General features: G+C 59.7%; 17 protein-coding genes. 7 read left to right on the top strand and 10 right to left on the bottom strand.

The features are described 5' to 3' along the window. Window positions 1-57: 57 nt before the first annotated feature. From ACR1XU_RS09180 to coxB, 9 genes are all read right to left on the bottom strand, one after another. The gene (locus ACR1XU_RS09180; protein ID WP_170613774.1) at window positions 58-642 is read right to left on the bottom strand and encodes a GNAT family N-acetyltransferase; all 585 of its coding nucleotides are present in this window, start codon (window positions 640-642) and stop codon (window positions 58-60) included. Then, on the bottom strand, window positions 642-1904 hold the full coding sequence (locus ACR1XU_RS09175) for a M16 family metallopeptidase (RefSeq protein ID WP_480905675.1): 1263 nt from the start codon (window positions 1902-1904) through the stop codon (window positions 642-644). Before ACR1XU_RS09175 ends, ACR1XU_RS09180 begins: the two co-directional genes overlap by 1 nt. Next, the gene (gene thrC, locus ACR1XU_RS09170; protein WP_480905678.1) at window positions 1901-3289 is read right to left on the bottom strand and encodes a threonine synthase; all 1389 of its coding nucleotides are present in this window, start codon (window positions 3287-3289) and stop codon (window positions 1901-1903) included. The genes ACR1XU_RS09175 and thrC overlap by 4 nt, the downstream gene beginning before the upstream one ends. Then, entirely contained in the window at window positions 3286-3963 is a 678-nt protein-coding gene (locus ACR1XU_RS09165) for an SURF1 family protein (protein ID WP_170613244.1), read from the bottom strand. The genes thrC and ACR1XU_RS09165 overlap by 4 nt, the downstream gene beginning before the upstream one ends. A 156-nt stretch (window positions 3964-4119) precedes the next feature. Beyond that, the gene (locus tag ACR1XU_RS09160) at window positions 4120-4935 is read right to left on the bottom strand and encodes a cytochrome c oxidase subunit 3 (RefSeq protein ID WP_170613246.1); all 816 of its coding nucleotides are present in this window, start codon (window positions 4933-4935) and stop codon (window positions 4120-4122) included. A gap of 22 nt (window positions 4936-4957) precedes the next feature. Further along, entirely contained in the window at window positions 4958-5533 is a 576-nt protein-coding gene (locus ACR1XU_RS09155; RefSeq protein ID WP_480905681.1) for a cytochrome c oxidase assembly protein, read from the bottom strand. Beyond that, complete coding sequence (locus ACR1XU_RS09150; protein ID WP_170807768.1) at window positions 5533-5694, bottom strand: hypothetical protein; 162 nt, start codon at window positions 5692-5694, stop codon at window positions 5533-5535. Before ACR1XU_RS09150 ends, ACR1XU_RS09155 begins: the two co-directional genes overlap by 1 nt. Further along, window positions 5691-6647: a heme o synthase gene (cyoE, locus tag ACR1XU_RS09145; RefSeq protein ID WP_170613252.1), complete on the bottom strand. Its 957-nt coding sequence runs from the start codon at window positions 6645-6647 to the stop codon at window positions 5691-5693. The genes ACR1XU_RS09150 and cyoE overlap by 4 nt, the downstream gene beginning before the upstream one ends. A gap of 84 nt (window positions 6648-6731) precedes the next feature. After that, complete coding sequence (gene coxB, locus ACR1XU_RS09140; RefSeq protein WP_480812672.1) at window positions 6732-7643, bottom strand: cytochrome c oxidase subunit II; 912 nt, start codon at window positions 7641-7643, stop codon at window positions 6732-6734. A gap of 176 nt (window positions 7644-7819) precedes the next feature. On the opposite strand from coxB, the gene tldD reads away from it, so the two are divergent. The 5 genes from tldD (at window position 7820) to ACR1XU_RS09115 (ending at window position 14851) form a co-directional block, all read left to right on the top strand. Next, window positions 7820-9241 carry a metalloprotease TldD gene (gene tldD / locus ACR1XU_RS09135; protein ID WP_480905686.1) on the top strand — a complete coding sequence of 474 codons (1422 nt, stop codon included), beginning with the start codon at window positions 7820-7822 and terminating at the stop codon, window positions 9239-9241. A gap of 240 nt (window positions 9242-9481) precedes the next feature. Next, window positions 9482-10624, top strand: a complete 1143-nt coding sequence (gene dprA / locus ACR1XU_RS09130; RefSeq protein WP_480905689.1) for a DNA-processing protein DprA — start codon at window positions 9482-9484, stop codon at window positions 10622-10624. A gap of 172 nt (window positions 10625-10796) precedes the next feature. After that, a complete protein-coding gene (gene topA, locus ACR1XU_RS09125; RefSeq protein WP_480905692.1) occupies window positions 10797-13418 on the top strand; it encodes a type I DNA topoisomerase in 2622 nt (873 codons plus the stop codon). A 102-nt stretch (window positions 13419-13520) separates the two neighbouring features. Further along, window positions 13521-14225, top strand: coding sequence for a CoA transferase subunit A (locus tag ACR1XU_RS09120; protein ID WP_170613262.1), 705 nt, complete (start codon window positions 13521-13523; stop codon window positions 14223-14225). Then, window positions 14225-14851: a 3-oxoacid CoA-transferase subunit B gene (locus ACR1XU_RS09115; protein WP_480812670.1), complete on the top strand. Its 627-nt coding sequence runs from the start codon at window positions 14225-14227 to the stop codon at window positions 14849-14851. The genes ACR1XU_RS09120 and ACR1XU_RS09115 overlap by 1 nt, the downstream gene beginning before the upstream one ends. 41 nt (window positions 14852-14892) lie before the next feature. Here ACR1XU_RS09115 and ACR1XU_RS09110 read toward each other — a convergent pair whose 3' ends face one another. Beyond that, a complete protein-coding gene (locus ACR1XU_RS09110; RefSeq protein WP_170613266.1) occupies window positions 14893-15759 on the bottom strand; it encodes a lytic transglycosylase domain-containing protein in 867 nt (288 codons plus the stop codon). A gap of 350 nt (window positions 15760-16109) precedes the next feature. On the opposite strand from ACR1XU_RS09110, the gene ACR1XU_RS09105 reads away from it, so the two are divergent. Together ACR1XU_RS09105 and ACR1XU_RS09100 are read left to right on the top strand one after the other, a co-directional pair. Further along, complete coding sequence (locus tag ACR1XU_RS09105; RefSeq protein WP_321251503.1) at window positions 16110-16343, top strand: hypothetical protein; 234 nt, start codon at window positions 16110-16112, stop codon at window positions 16341-16343. A gap of 302 nt (window positions 16344-16645) precedes the next feature. Next, window positions 16646-16885 carry a hypothetical protein gene (locus ACR1XU_RS09100; RefSeq protein ID WP_170678132.1) on the top strand — a complete coding sequence of 80 codons (240 nt, stop codon included), beginning with the start codon at window positions 16646-16648 and terminating at the stop codon, window positions 16883-16885. The last annotated feature ends 168 nt before the right edge of the window (window positions 16886-17053 follow it).

Below are 17053 nucleotides of genomic sequence, written 5' to 3'. Positions count from 1 at the left end.
GGAGACGCGGCTTGCCGCGGCCGGGGGCAGAGCCCCCGATGGCCCCTTTGGGGCCACCTACCCGGCGTCGGTCTTGCCGCGCCGGTCCGAACGCAGGCTGGCATAAAGAACATGCGTCCGCCAGCGCCCGTTGATCTGCAGATACGACTGCGCCACGCCTTCGTATTTGAACCCCGAGCTTTCCAGCAACCCGCGCGAGGCATTGTTTTCAGGAAGGCAGGCGGCCTCGATCCGGCTCAGGTCAAGGCGGGTAAAGGCGTGGTGCACAACCGCGCCGATGGCCTCCCGCATGTACCCCTGCCGGGCAAACGCCTGACCCGTCCAATAGCCAAGCGTTCCGGCCTGCGCCGGGCCACGTCGGATGTTGTCCAGCGTGATCGCCCCCAGCAGTACGTTGTCGCTGCGGCGAAACAGGAACAACGGGATCGCCGTACTGCTGCCGACCGAGCGCTGCGCCCAGTAGACCCGGTTGGTGAAGGATTTGCGGCTCAGGTGATCCTGGGCCCAGATCGGCTCCCACGGGGTCAGATAATCTCGCGACGCCCGCCGCAACGCGGCCCAGTCATTGAAATCGGAATGCACAGGCGGACGCAGGCTCAGCCGCTCGGTTTCGAGTTTCAGCTTGCGTCTGCCCAACAGCATCACGCCGCACGCCTCTCCTGCAATTGCGCCAGGGTGGGCGCGCCCGAGACAGGGCCATAGAGCGCCAGCGCTGCCGGGGCCTGTACGGCCATCTGTTCGGCGAAGACGCGGACGTCCTCGGTGCTGACGGCGTCGATCTTTGCGACGGTATCCTCGAGCGAGGGAACCCTGCCCCAGATCTGCACCAGCCGCGCCAGACGCTCGGCCCGGTTCGAGGGGCTTTCCAGCCCCATCAGCATGCCTGCCTTCATCTGCGCGCGGGCACGAGCGACCTCTTCCTCGCTCATGTCTTCGGCGGCGCGCTTCATCTCGTCGATGGTGATCGTTGCCAGTTCGCCAACCTGATCGGCCGATGTTCCGGCATAGATCGTGGTTGTCCCGGTATCGGCATAGGCACCGGTCTGTGCGAAAATGGTGTAACAAAGCCCGCGCGTCTCTCGCACTTCCTGAAACAGACGCGAGGACATGCCGCCACCCAGTGCGGTCGAGTAGATCTGTGCGGTATAGATCGCATCGTCACGATAGCCGGGGCTTTCCAGCGCCAGTGCGAAATGGGCCTGTTCCAGTGCTTTTTCCTGCCGCGCCTCACCGCCGGTGAACCGCGCAGGCTCGGCGATCAGGCCGGTTCTGGGTGTCAGATGGCCAAACATCTCCTCGGCCAGTTTCATCAGCGCATCGTGATCCACAGCGCCGGCGGCGGACAGGATCATCTGATCCGGGCCGTAATGCTCTGCCACGAAGCCCGAAAGATCCTCGCGCGAGAACGAACTGACCCTCTCGGTGGGACCTAGAATGGTCCGGCCCAGGGGCTGGTCGTGATAGCTCTGCTCCTGCAACCAGTCAAAGATCACGTCATCGGGCGTGTCATAGGCCTGACCGATCTCCTGCAGGATGACGCCGCGCTCGACTTCGATCTCGCGTGGGTCGAAAACCGGATTCAGGACAATGTCGCCGATGACATCCATGGCCAGCGCCACGTCGTCTTTCAGGACACGTGCGTAATAGGCCGTTACTTCGCGCGAGGTGTAGGCATTGATATAGCCGCCCACATCTTCGATCGCCTCGGCGATCTGCAGTGCGGAACGCCGCTTGGTTCCCTTGAACGCCATGTGTTCAAGGAAATGGGCGATGCCGTTCTGCTCGATCCGCTCGTGCCGCCCGCCGGCGGTTACCCAGATACCGATGGCCGCCGATTGCAGCCCCGGCATATGTTCACTGACGATACGAAACCCGTTCTTCAGTTGGTCCTGTCTGACAGTCACTCAGCAATATGCCTTCTGATATGATCCTCGAGGGCACCCAGATCGTTGGCAATGCGGGTCACCCGTTCCGGACGTTCATACAGATCAGACATGCGGGATGGAAGAGGCGGATGCACGCCGCTCGCCTTCTCGACCGCAGCCGGGAATTTCGCCGGGTGCGCGGTGGCCAGTGTGATCATCGGCACGTCCGCCGTGCGGTGCGCTTCGGCGACCCTGACGCCGACGGCGGTATGCGGGCAAACCAGCTCGGCGCTGTGGGCGAGCGTGTTCTTGATCGTCGCAAGCGTTTCGTCTTCGGACACGCGACCGGAGTCGAAGCTTTCACGCAAGGCCTCCATCGCGCCCTGGCTGACGTTGAAGCCGCCCGTCTTTAGTTCGTCCATCAATTGGGCCACTGCGGCGCCGTCTTCGCCATAGGCATAATACAGCGCGCGTTCGAAGTTCGAGCTGACCTGAATATCCATCGACGGGCTGATCGAGGGGATCGTGTCGCCTTTGAAGTATCCCTCACCCGACAGGCAGCGGTGCAGAATGTCGTTCTGGTTCGTGGCCACGACCAGACGGTCGATGGGCAGGCCCATGCGCTTGGCCAGATAGCCCGCGAAGATGTCACCGAAATTGCCGGTGGGCACGGTAAAGCTGACTTTGCGGTGCGGGGCTCCGAGGCTGACAGCTGCCGAGAAATAATAAACAATCTGCGCCAGCACACGGGCGAAGTTGATCGAGTTCACACCGGCCAGTTTGACACCATCACGGAAGTCGAAATCGTTGAACATATCCTTCAGCGCGGCTTGGCAGTCGTCGAAGTCGCCGTCTACGGCCAGAGCATGAACATTGCTGTCCGCAGGCGTCGTCATCTGGCGGCGCTGCACCTCGGACACGCGGCCATGCGGGAACAGGATGAATACATCCACCGCGTCCAGCCCCCGGAACGCCTCAATCGCCGCCGAACCTGTGTCACCGCTGGTCGCGCCGACGATGGTCACTCGGTCGCCGCGCCGCTTCAGGGCCACCTGAAACAGCTGGCCGATCAGCTGCATCGCAAAATCTTTGAACGCCAGTGTCGGCCCGTGGAACAATTCCAGCAGGAAATGATTTTCGTTCAGTTGCTTCAGCGGCGCACGCGCGTCGTGACCAAACCCTTCGTAGGCGCGGGCAATGATGGCCTTGAACTCATCTTCGGCAAACGATCCGCTGACATAAGGCCACATCACGCGGAACGCGATTTCCTCATAGGGCAGACCGGCGAGCGCTGCGATTTCATCCTGCGACATCACCGGAATCTCGGCGGGCAGGTACAAGCCGCCGTCGCGGGCCAGTCCGGTCAGCATCGCCTCTTCAAAGGTCAGTTCAGGCGCTTGGCCACGGGTCGAGATGTATTTCATGTCGCGTCACTCTCAGTATTGGCACGGCTGCGCCACAGGAAGTACCCGGTCATCGCGGCCCAGACCAGAGCCAGACCAAACCAGGTGATTGCATATTGCAAATGATCGTTCGGGATACCCGCCGCATCCACCGGCAAAGGCGTTACATTCGGGTCGGTTTTCGTACGGGCAATCAACAGCACCGGCTCCGCTCCCAGCGCTGCGGCCAGATTTGGCACATCCCGGGCAAACCAGATGTTGTCATCGATGTCCGGATCGGGCGTATAGCTGTCGATCTCATCGGGCCAGTGCAGATTGCCGGTGATCTCCATAGGCCCGGTCGAACGCTCCGCCTGCTTGGCAGTGGTCCGGACGAAACCCCGGTCCACCAGAATTGTCCGATCCGCGGTACTGAAGGACTGGATGATGCGATACCCGGCCCCAACCTGCTTGACCGAAACCAGAACATGGATTTCGCCCGGTTCCATTTCGCCAGAGACAGTGACCGGCAGGTACTTGTCGGCATCCTCCGAAACCTGCGGAGGCAAAGCAACGGGCTCGGCTGAGATCCGGCTTTCGATCTCGGCCAGGATCCCCTGTTTCCACGCAAGTCTCTGCACCTGCCAGACGCCCAGCGACACCAGCACGCCCAGACCGGCAAGGCCGAAGATCAGCAGAAACAGAAAGCGGCGCATGGCTTGGGCAAACCTCATTGCAGGAACCGGCGTCTTGTTAAGGGCCGTGCGACCCGAATTGCAACCACGCAATTGTATGGGGCGCAATCTTGCGCCCCGGATAGAGAAAAAGCCGCCCCAAAGGGCGGCTTTTGCAATTGGATAACCAAAGCGGAGTTACATCAGCGGGGCCTGACCCCAGATGTAGACGGCAAAGAACAGGAACAGCCAGACAACGTCCACGAAGTGCCAATACCAGGCGGCCGCTTCGAAACCGACGTGTTTCTCGGGCGTGAAATCGCCTTTCAGTGCGCGGATCAGACAGACCGTCAGGAAGATGGTGCCGATGATCACGTGTGCGCCATGGAACCCGGTTGCCATGAAGAAGTTCGAATAGAACTGATCGCCGCCAAATTCCCAACCACCGTGGGCCAGCAGTTCGTAGTATTCGAAACCCTGCAGGAAGGTAAACGCAATACCCAGCGCGATACCGATTGCCAGACCCTGCACCAGCGCCTTTCGGTCATTGCCGTGCACAAGCGCGTGGTGCGCCCAGGTGATCGCGCAGCCCGACAACAGCAGAACCAGCGTGTTGATCAGCGGCAGGTGGAACGGGTCAACCGCGTGGATGTCCGGCTGGATGTATTCGGTGCCGGCATAGTCGTACATCGGGTACATCCGATGTTTGAAGAACGACCAGAACCAGGCAAAGAAGAACATCACCTCGGACATCACGAACAGGATGAAGCCATAGCGCAGACCGATACGGACAACCGGCGTGTGGTCGCCCTGACGGCTTTCGACCACCACTTCGGACCACCAGGCGAACATGGTGTAGAGAACGGCCACCAGACCGGCCCAGAATATCCACGGAGTGATTCCGTGCATCCACAGGACGGCTCCGAACAGCATCACAAAACCACCGACGGCGCCAACAAGCGGCCAGATCGAGGGGTTCAGAATGTGGTAGTCATGGTCTTTAGCGTGTGCCATCAGTGTCCCTCACCTTAAGGCGTTAGTTCGTATTTGTGTCTGCCTGCACGTCAAGGGCAGCATAGCCCTCGGGCAGGTCGATTTCGTAGAATGTATACGAAAGAGTGATCGTATGAACATACTGCGCTTCGGGGTCTTCGACGATTTCGGGGTCGACAAAGAAGGTCACGGGCATCTCGACCCGCTCACCCGGCTGCAGAACCTGCTCATCAAAGCAGAAGCAGGCGATCTTCTGGAAATACCCGCCAGCCGAATACGGCGTCACGTTATAGGACGCCTGCCCGGCAATGGGTTTGTCGGTCGGGTTATATGCCTCGTAAAAGGCCAGCCCGGTTTCGCCGATGCGGACCTTCATCTCGCGTTCGACGGGCTTGAACTCCCACGGCATGCCCTTGGCCTTGGAGCCGTCGAAACGGATCGTGACCATGCGGTCGAGAATGGCATCAGGGGCTTGCTGGGCGACGCCGGTGGTGCCGCCAAATCCTGTAACCCTGCAGAACCAGTTGTAAAACGGCACCGCAGCCCAGGCCAAACCGCCCATCAGGACGACCACACCGACCAGTTGCACAACCGTTTTTTGAGGACCCGACATCGCCATCAGTTCTGCACCTCGACAGCGGGACCCGTGAAGGAACTGCTGGAAACCTTGGCGATGGTCAGGCCGAAGATGATCACGATGAATGCGGCGAGGGTCAGCCCCACGCCCAGATTGCGGCTGAAACGGCGCTGATGCAGCTCGTGGCTCTTGCGCAGGCTCATGACCAGCCTCCCAGCCCATAGGGCTTCAGCAGCGCTTCCACGAGAATGGCGCCGAAATGCAGGAACAGATACAACAGCGACAGTTTGAAAAAGCCACGCTCGACCTTGAAATTGTCCGCCTCGGCATCGTCTTCGGTGCGGCGGGAAATCCGCCATGCGCCGCGCAGGAACAGCGCATTCAGAACAAGGGCGACGGTCAGATAGACCGGGCCGCCAATGCCCGAGAAGGCCGTGCCAACCGCTAGAATGGCCAGCAGCGCAGTATAGATCAGGATATGCACACGGGTCGCGCGTCGCCCATGAGTGACCGTCAGCATCGGAACACCGGCATCGTCGTAATCCGTGCGCATGAACAATGCCAGCGCCCAGAAATGCGGCGGCGTCCACATGAAGGTCAGAGCGAACATCAGCCACGGCTCAAGCGTCATGGAGCCTGTGGCGGCAACCCAGCCGATCACCGGCGGGAACGCTCCGGCCGCGCCGCCGATCACGATGTTCTGCGGCGTCAGGCGCTTCAGCCACATCGTGTAGATCACGACATAGAAAAAGATGGTAAAGGCCAGAAACGCACCGGCAAAGATGTTCGTAGCCAGCGCCAGCATGATGACTGACATGCCCGACAACGCTAGGCCTAGCGCCATCGCCTCGCCCGGTTCAACCTTGCCGGACGGGATGGGACGACCCTTGGTGCGCTTCATCACCTTGTCGATATCCGCATCCCACCACATGTTCAGCGCGCCGGACGCACCGCCACCGATGGCAATGAACAGAATGGCGCAAAAACCGACCACGGGATTCACGGAAACCGGAGCCGCCAGCAGACCGACCAGCGCGGTGAACACGACCAGAGACATCACACGCGGCTTCAGTAGGGCGAAATAATCGCCAAAGCTGGCCTCGTCCGCGTATCCCTTCGCGGTCACGGTGCTGGCATTGAAGCTTGCGTCGCTCATTTCCGGTCCTTTGTGGGCGAAAGCTGCGCGATTAACGCGCAGCCTGCATGTTGTTTCAGGCGGGGCCAGCCCGCCCTGTCGCGTTTACTTGGCAGCAATCTGATAGGATTGCGGCAGGCCTGCGTATTCGTCGATCGCACTCTTCAGCCATTCATCATAGGCTTCCTGGCTGACGACCTTGACGGTGATCGGCATATAGGCGTGGTCTTTGCCACACAGTTCCGAACACTGGCCGAAATAGATGCCTTCCTTGTCGGCCTCGAACCACAGCTCGGCCAGACGACCGGGTACACCGTCCTGCTTCACGCCGAAGGACGGGATCGTCCACGAGTGGATCACATCGGATGCGGTCACCTGCATGACGACGACCTTGTTCACCGGTACGACAACCGCAGTGTCGGTGGCCAACAGCCATTCATCGTCGCTGTATCCGGAATCGGCCAGCTTGGCGCGCATCGCGTCGTCCAAAACAAACGGCGTCACGTCAGCGTCAGCTGGGCGGGCACCTTCGTCCAGGGTGGCCGGGTGGCCCAGCAGGTAGCTGTCGAACGCAAAGTCGTGATCGACGTATTCATAGGTCCAGTACCACTGGTTGCCGACAACCTTGATCACCACGTCGCCTTCGGGAATCTCCTGCTGCTTGAACAGAACCGGCAACGAGAAGGCGCCAATGAAGACCAGAATCAGGATCGGGCCAAGCGTCCAGGCGATCTCGACCGGGGTGTAGTGAGAGAAACCGGCTGGCTTCGGGTTAACGCGCTGATTGTAGCGCACGATGCAATAAAGCAGCAGGCCACCAACCAGCAAACAAACGGCGGTGATGATGACCAGAATCATCCCATCCAGATCCCGAATCCCTTCGGCCAGGCTGGTGGCGGGGGGCTGGAAACCCATGCCACCATCGACCGGCTTGCCGATAATCTCAAGCTCCTGAGCCATGGCGGGAAGGCTGGAGAGGGCTGTCATAAACCCCGAAAGCATCAAAGCATTCTTCATTTTCTGTCCTGATCGTTTGATCTTTGCGTCCCTGGCGAAAAGGTGTGAATCGGCCACACCTCTCCCGTTGTCTTTGGCCGCGTTAAAAACCATATTCCTGCGGGTAGATAAAGCAAAATGCTTGCGTCAAACAGACGCTATTTTTGATCTGGATCAAACCGGAAAGGTCCCAAGCCATGTCAAACGACCCGTTTCGCCCCTTTGAAACCGCAATTCCGCATGATGAAGCGCTTGCGGTGCTGCAATCGGCAACGGCGGGCGCCGAGGATGGCGAGCTGTTCGTGGAACGCCGTAAATCCGAATCTCTGGTCTTTGATGACGGTCGACTGCGGACCGCGTCTTATGATGCGTCCGAAGGGTTCGGACTGCGGGCCGTGCAGGGTGAAGTTGCCGGATATGCGCATTCCACGGACGTATCGATCCCCGCACTGAAACGGGCAGCCCAGACCGCGCGGCTGGCGGTCGGGGATGGCGGTGGCACGCTGGCCGAGGCACCGCGGGCGACCAACAAGCGGCTTTACACAGATGAGGATCCGATCGAAACCGCCAGCTTTCCGGTCAAAATCGAGACGCTGCGCGAGATTGATGCGTTTTCCCGCGATCTCGACCCCCGGGTGGTTCAGGTCAGCGCAACCATCGCAGCCGCAGTGCAGGAGGTTGAGATTCTGCGCCCTGATGGCGTTCTGGTGCGCGACGTGCGCCCGATGACCCGTCTGAACATCTCGGTCATCGCGGAGCAGAACGGACGCCGCGAAAGCGGTTCGGCAGGCGGCGGTGGCCGTGTCGGTCTGGATGGGCTGATTGATCCGGCGGACTGGCAGGACAAGGCGCGCGAGGCATTGAGGATCGCTCTGGTCAACCTGGACGCAGTCCCTGCCCCGGCCGGTGTGATGGAAGTGGCCCTCGGCCCGGGCTGGCCCGGTATCCTGCTGCACGAGGCGATTGGGCACGGGCTTGAAGGGGATTTCAATCGCAAGGGCAGTTCGGCCTTTGCCGGGCTGATGGGGCAACAGATCGCGTCCAGGGGTGTGACTGTGGTCGATGACGGCACCATCGCGAACCGGCGTGGCTCGATCACTGTGGACGACGAAGGCACGCCCAGTTCCCGCACGGTGCTGATCGAAGACGGAATACTGACGGGGTATATGCAGGACCGCCAGAACGCACGGCTGATGAATGTTGCGCCCACCGGCAACGGGCGGCGGCAAAGCTATGCGCACAAGCCAATGCCACGCATGACCAACACGATCATGCTGGGAGGCGATGCGGACCCTGCTGCCCTGGTTTCGGACATCAAGGACGGAATCTGGGCCGTGGGCTTCGGCGGTGGTCAGGTGGATATCACCAACGGCAAGTTCGTTTTCTCCTGCACCGAGGCGTATCGGGTCGAGAACGGCAAGATCGGTGCACCGGTCAAGGGCGCGACGCTGATCGGGGATGGTCCTTCGGCCCTGAAGCGCATTCGCGGGCTTGGGAATGACATGGAGCTGGACCCGGGCATGGGAACCTGCGGCAAGGACGGGCAATGGTTGCCTGTGGGGGTCGGCCAACCAACCGTTCTGATGGATGGCCTGACCGTGGGCGGATCGGCCGCCTGAGCGGGAATCAATTGGAAACTCAAGGGCGCAGGGTTAACACTGCGCCTGATTTTTTGATTTCTGCATTGGAATGACCGCGAACTGCGCAAGGAAAGATATCTCGGATTTTCTTTTTACTTTCCAATTGTTATTCCGCAACCAAAGTACACCACCTGTGAAAATGGCATCTAATTTTCAACGATTCACAGGCTGTTAACCCCGCATCCCGTAAACCAGTTCTGCAATCAGGCGGAGCAACGGATGACTGAAGAGCAGCTTTCTTCCTATCACCCCCCACTCCCACCCACCACGGAAGAGGACCGGTTTTCCTGGCTCCGTCTGTTGCGCTCACGCAAGGTTGGCCCGGCAACATTCCGGCGACTGTTGTGCGAACATGGCTCGGCGCAGAATGCGCTGGCCGCGTTGCCGGAAATGGCACGCGCCGCCGGGATCGAAGACTATGAAATATGCCCACCCGGCGTGATTGAGGCGGAACTCAGGGCTGCAAAAGCCGCAAAAGCGCGGCTTCTGTGCCTTGGGGCCGCTGACTTCCCCGCTTCCCTGTCGACCCTGTCTGACGCACCCCCGATGCTGTGGGCAATCGGTGACATCAGCGTACTGGCAAAACCGGCAATTGCTTTGGTCGGCGCGCGCAACTGCTCGTCCCTCGGGGGGCGCATGGCCCGGAACCTGGCGAAAGAGCTTGGGGCGTGCGGTTATACGGTCGTCTCAGGCATGGCGCGCGGCATCGACACATCCGCGCACATCGCGTCGCTGGACACCGGAACGGTGGCTGTTCTGGCAGGCGGGGTCGACGTTGTTTATCCGGCGGAAAATACCGATCTTGCGAACGATATTGCACGCAAGGGCCTGCGATTGTCCGAACAGCCGATGGGGGTGACGCCGCAGGCACGGCATTTCCCTCGGCGCAACCGCATCATCTCGGGCCTCGCGCAGGCGGTTGTGGTGGTAGAGGCGGCGGCAAAATCCGGCAGTCTGATCACGGCGCGGGACGCGCTGGATCAGGGGCGCGAGGTTCTGGCCGTACCCGGCCACCCGTTCGATGCCCGCGCCGCCGGGTGCAACCTGCTGATCCGCGATGGCGCGACGCTGGTCCGTTCCGCGCAAGACGTGATTGACGCGCTACCGCCGCAACAATCAGTGGCGGAGGCGCCGGAACTTCCGCTAAGCCATCAACCTTCGTCTGACGCACCTGCAATGCCCGAGGCGTCAGTCTTGCAGGCCGAAATTCTGGCGCGCTTGGGTCCTTCGCCGGTGGCCGAAGACCAGTTGATCCGGGACATTGCCGCCTCGGCCGAGGCCATCGCCCCGGCCTTGCTGGATCTGGAACTGGACGGACGAATCCAGCGGCAGGCGGGCGGCCTGCTTTCGCGAGTAGCCTGATCACCGGCTTTTGCGCGGCCCCTTCTGTTTGAAGAAATTTGGCCCGGCCAGAGCGCTGAAATTGCGGGAAAAACAAGATGCGGCAAGGTACGCATTGACAATTCGATCTTGCCGCACACATTTTGCACCGCCATACAAAGCGCAAAGCCTGTCGAGCAAGGATTCATCTTAAATGCCTGTAGTTGTTGTAGAATCTCCGGCCAAAGCAAAGACAATCAACAAATATCTGGGCCCCGACTACACCGTTCTGGCCTCGTACGGCCATGTACGCGACTTGCCGCCGAAGGACGGATCGGTTGATCCAGAGCATGAATTCTCGATGAAATGGGAAGTCGGAAATGACAGCCGCAAGCACGTCAAGGCCATCGCCGACGCACTTAAGGACGACAATGCGCTGATCCTGGCCACTGACCCCGATCGCGAGGGCGAAGCAATCAGCTGGCACCTGCAGGAAGCGCTGACCAAGCGGCGCTCGATCAAGAAAGACACACCGGTCAGCCGGGTTACATTCAACGCCATCACCAAAGAGGCTGTGACGCAGGCGATGCAGAACCCGCGTCAGGTGGACATGCCGCTGGTCGAGGCTTATCTGGCCCGCCGTGCGCTGGATTACCTGGTGGGGTTCAACCTGTCACCCGTTCTGTGGCGCAAGCTGCCCGGCGCGCGGTCGGCTGGCCGGGTGCAGTCGGTCTGTCTGCGGTTGATCGTCGAGCGCGAGATGGAGATCGAGGCGTTCAAGCCGGTCGAATACTGGTCGGTGCGGGCCTTGTTCGAAACGCCCCGCGGCCAGACCTACGAGGCCCGGCTGGTCACGCTGGCCGGAAAAAAGCTGGACAAGCACGATCTGACCAATTCGACACAAGCCGAATTGGCAGTTCAGGCCATCACCAGCCGCGCGTTGAGCGTGACATCAGTCGAGGCCAAGCCTGCCGCCCGCAACCCAAGCGCGCCGTTCATGACATCCACGCTGCAGCAGGAAGCCAGCCGCAAGTTCGGCATGGGAGCCCGCCACGCGATGCAGGTGGCGCAGCGGCTGTATGAGGCGGGTTACATTACATATATGCGGACTGACGGCATCGACATGGCGCCAGAAGCTGTGACTGCCACCCGCGACGCCATCGCCGACCGATATGGCGCAGAATACGTGCCAGACAGCCCGCGCATGTATAAGAACAAGGCCAAGAACGCTCAGGAAGCGCATGAATGTATCCGCCCGACGGATATGACCCGCGATGCCAAGGCGCTGAAGGTCACGGATGAGGATCAGCGCAAGCTTTATGATCTGATCTGGAAACGTACAATCGCCTGCCAGATGGCCGCCGCCCGGCTGGAGCGGACCACGGTCGAGATTGGCAGCGCCGACGGTCAGGTCGGTCTGCGCGCCACCGGGCAGGTGGTTTTGTTCGACGGGTTCATGCGCGTCTATGAAGAGGGCCGCGATGACGTCACGGATGACGACGAAAAACGCCTGCCTCAGATCATGAAGGGGGACCCTGCCCCGTTTGCCAAGACCTCATTGCGGGATCAGCACACCAAGGCCACGAGCGATGACAAGGCCGCCATCCTGTCCGAGAATGAAGCCGTTCTGGCCCTGCAACATCACACTCAGCCGCCCCCGCGCTATACCGAGGCTACCCTTGTGAAGCGGATGGAGGAGCTGGGGATCGGGCGCCCTTCAACCTACGCCAGCATTGTCACGACGATCCAGGACCGGGAATATGTGCGCAAGGACAAGAACCGGCTGATCCCTGAAGAAAAGGGTCGCATCGTCACCATCTTCCTGCTGAATTTCTTCCGTCAGTACGTGGGCTATGAGTTCACCGCCAATCTGGAAGAACAGCTGGACGACGTCAGCGCCGGGGATCGCGACTACAAGGATCTGTTGGGCAAGTTTTGGCGCGAGTTTTCGGCTGCAATCGGCGAGACCTCGGAGCTGCGCATTTCGGAAGTGCTGGACAAGCTGGACGAAGCGCTGGCACCGCAGCTTTATCCGCCGCGCGAGGACGGGTCGGATCCGCGTATCTGCCCGAAATGCGGCGTGGGGCAATTGCATCTGAAGACGTCGCGCACCGGCGGATTCGTCGGGTGCGGCAACTACCCGGAATGCACGTATACCCGTCCGATCGCCGGTGAAGGCGCGGAAGGCGACGAACGTCTTCTGGGCGAGGATGCGGGTGATGAGATCTGGCTGAAATCCGGCCGCTTTGGTCCTTATGTCCAGCGTGGCGAGCCGACGCCGGAGAACAAGAAACCCCCCCGTGCGTCGCTGCCGCGTGGCTGGAGCAAGGATGACATGGATCTGGACAAGGCGCTGACCCTTCTCAGCCTGCCCCGCCAGATCGGCGAACACCCCGAAGGTGGAATGATCAGCGCGAATTTCGGTCGCTTCGGGCCTTACCTGATGCATCAACTGGCCGATGAAGCCAAACCGGTTTACGCCAACCTCAAAGACCCCAACGACGTGTTCGAGATCGGGATGAACCGGGCCGTTGAACTGCTGGCCGAAAAACGGGCCAACCCCGGTCGGGGCCGTAGTGCGGCAGCCAAACCGCTGAAGGAACTGGGCGATCATCCCGATGGCGGCGCGATGCAGGTTCTGGACGGGCGTTACGGGCCTTATGTGAAATGGGAGAAAGTCAACGCGACCATTCCCAAGGACATCAAGCCGGAAGACGTGACGCAGGAAATGGCCGTTGAACTGGTCAACGAGCGTGCGGCCAAGAAGGGCACCAAGAAAAAAGCGGCGCCAAAGAAAAAGGCCGCTGCGAATAAGACAGCCAAGAAGGCGGGCTGAGACGGGGTTAGGTAGAAATACCATTGCCCTCTGGTTTCATTGACTTCCCCGTGACGTGGCGGCACAACCTGCCGCATCACCATGTCATTGGGGGAGTTTTCCATGAAGAAAATCTATGCCAATGCCACTGAAGCGCTCGATGGGGTGCTGTCGGATGGCATGCTGATTGCGGCGGGCGGTTTCGGCCTGTGCGGTATTCCCGAACTGCTGCTTGAGGCAATCCGGGAATCGGGCGCCAAGGATCTGACCTTTGCCAGCAACAACGCCGGGGTCGACGATTTCGGTATCGGCATCCTGCTGCAGACGAAGCAGGTCAAAAAGATGATCAGCTCTTATGTCGGTGAAAACGCCGAATTCATGCGCCAGTACCTGAGCGGCGAGTTGGAGCTGGAGTTCAACCCACAAGGCACTCTGGCCGAACGTATGCGCGCAGGCGGCGCGGGCATCCCCGGCTTTTACACCAAGACCGGCGTGGGTACCGTGATTGCCGACGGCAAGGAACACAAGGACTTCAACGGCGAGACCTACATCATGGAGGAAGGCATTTTTGCCGATCTCGCCATCGTCAAGGCCTGGAAGGCCGATGACACCGGCAACCTGATTTTCCGCAAGACTGCACGCAACTTCAATGTACCTGCCGCGACCTGCGGCAAGATCTGCATCGCCGAAGTTGAAGAGATCGTGCCGCGCGGCTCGCTCGACCCGGATGGGATCCATCTGCCCGGCATCTACGTGCACCGCATCATTCAGGGTAGTCACGAAAAGCGCATCGAACAGCGCACCACCCGCAAGAAGGAGGACGCATAATGCCCTGGGACCGCAATCAGATGGCCGCACGCGCGGCGGAAGAGCTGGAAGATGGCATGTATGTGAACCTCGGCATCGGCATTCCGACGCTGGTGGCGAACTACGTGGGCGACAAGGACATCACACTGCAATCCGAGAACGGCATGCTGGGCATGGGTCCATTCCCGTTCGAGGGTGAAGAAGACCCCGACCTGATCAACGCGGGCAAGCAGACGATCACCGAACTGTCCCGCACGTCCTACTTCGACAGCGCCACGTCCTTTGCCATGATCCGGGGCGGCAAGATCGCTGCGGCGATTCTGGGTGCCATGGAAGTGGACGAAAAGGGCGATCTGGCCAACTGGATGATCCCGGGCAAGCTGGTCAAGGGTATGGGCGGCGCGATGGATCTGGTCGCCGGCGTCGGTCGTGTGATCGTGGTCATGGATCACACCAACAAACATGGCGATTCAAAAGTGCTGAAGGAATGCACCTTGCCGCTGACAGGTAAGGGCGTCGTTGATCGCATCATCACCAATCTGGGCGTTCTGGATGTGGTTGAAGGCGGCCTGAAGATTGTCGAACTGGCCGACGGTGTCAGTGAAGACGATATGCGGGCCTCGACCCTGGCCACGATCGTCGACTGATTGACCTGATATTGAATGGCCCGCCAACACGCGGGCCATTTTCAGTTTAGCGTCTGAAATACGCAGCCATCCGAGATCAGTTCCGGCGGGGTCGAGCACAACGCGCGCGCCACCTGAAACGCTGCAAGCACTTTTGGCACGTAATCGCGGGTTTCCGCATAAGGCGGCACACCACTGTGTTTGCGAACGGCCCCTTCGCCCGCATTATATCCGGCCAGAACCAGAATCGGGTCGTTTTTGAATTCACCCATCAGCCAGTTCAGGTATTTCACACCGCCCGCGATATTCTGCGAGGGCTGAAAACTGTCCTCGACACCGAACCTTTCGGCCGTAGCGGGCATCAGTTGCATCAACCCTTGCGCACCGGCTGAACTGACAGCATCCGCCCGACCGGCCGATTCCACGGAAATCACCGCAAGGACAAGTGCCGGGGAAACCTTCGTTCCCACTGTCGAGCGCAGAATGTCGATCCCCTGCAGCTGTGCAATGTTTTGAAGGGTCTGCAAACGTGGTGAAGCAACATTTGTGGATGAAAGCGCATTGATCGCCATATCCAGCCGCCCTGCGCCGGCTTCAGCCAGTTCCGGCGAGATCTTGTCCCAGAAGGCGGTGTAGGAACCGACGGGTTTTTCAGGGCTGTTCGACCCCGGCAGGTTCTCAGGCGGAAGCGCGGTGCGCTTGACCACTTCAGGCGTTTCAAGCTCGGCCCCGGTGCTGGGGGCAAAAGGCTGGGATGCATGTTCTTCAGCCGTGATCTGAACGGTGATGCGCGGGCGCGCGCCGGGCTTTGGCGCCTTGATCCTTTTATAGACGCCTCTCGGCTCGATATCGGCGGCGATCACCGGAACCGTGCCCGATATCAGAAATGCCGACACGCCGGCGCATGTGATTGCGTACCGGAGATTCATTTTTTGCCTGCCTCTTGTTTTCTTTTGATGAATTTGAACCTCGAATCCGGCCGCAAGGCCAGAAAAACAAAGCGAATTGGGGCAATTTCGCCTCATTTGGCGCAATTTTGCATCTCTTGCGAAGGTCATCACCGTCACTTTGAAAATTTTATTTGTTCTTTTTCAATGAGATACATAATTCGTCACCAAAAAGTTAAGACGAAGCGCAAAAAAACTGTGTTTGGCCCAATTCCTGCCACGCACAACAGTCAAACATATATCCATACCGAGACGGTCATGAGCGGACTGAGAGAGAAAGCTCTGAAAGACGCCAAGGTTAATTGACTTAGATCCTTTAGGAGGGACGTAACATGATCAAGTTCATCAAGAACTTCCGCAAAGACGAAGACGGCGCCGTAACAGTTGACTGGGTTGTTCTGACCGCAGCAGTCATCGGTCTGGGCACCGTGGCCTACCAGCAGATCGCCAACGGCGCACAGGGCATGGCAACCGACGTGAACACCGCGCTGAGCAGCGCAACCCTGAACACCGGCACAAGCGATGGCACCCAAGCCGGCGGTATCACCACTTCGGGTACCAACTAAGCCAAATAGTTCCCGGAACGGGAAACAGGCCGCGCCAAAATTGGCGCGGCTTTTCTTTTGGAACCGTGAGTTCAAGGACCGGCCAGGCAAGGCACCGGCGATTTGGCAACCGAGCGAAAATCAGGCGCGGTCACGGCCAGGCGCACCACAAAAAATCCAAATACGTCCTATAATTCAATGTTTTGCCCAATTCCTGCCACTCCGGCAAAGCAAAACATAATGAGTGCATCAGCAAAGGTTGTGCATAAACAGATTCTATTGGTCGGTTCTGCCCCGACCCTGCTTTACTGGAGTGACCCGGAATGATCAGGTTCACGAAAACCTTTATCACCTCTGAAGACGGTGCTGTCACCGTCGACTGGGTCGTTCTGACTGCAATAATCATTGCGCTTGCGACACTGATTTACTTCGGTATCCAGACAGCAACCATCAGCCTGAGTGGGAACACCAGCTCGGCGATGTCCAGCGCGACCATCAGTACCGGATCCAACAACGCACCTGGCGGGATCGTTGTTTCAGGGACCGCGGGCGGCGGTAGCTGAGCTACTGTCTAAGGTTTCCAAGCATAGTTCAGCCAACTCTGGGCTCTTCACGCTGGACGTTTGAAACGTAGCCCCCCGGGGGCCTGCGCTTGACCTGAGTGTGTTGCTAACTCGCCCTACAATCGTGGAACAGTGATAGAAATGTCTTCTTTGTCCTACATTTCGACA

This window comes from Ruegeria sp. D1(2025) (assembly GCF_056536425.1).
The sequence above is the reverse complement of the archived record's forward strand: the minus strand, read 5'-3'. Positions and strand labels throughout refer to the sequence as shown.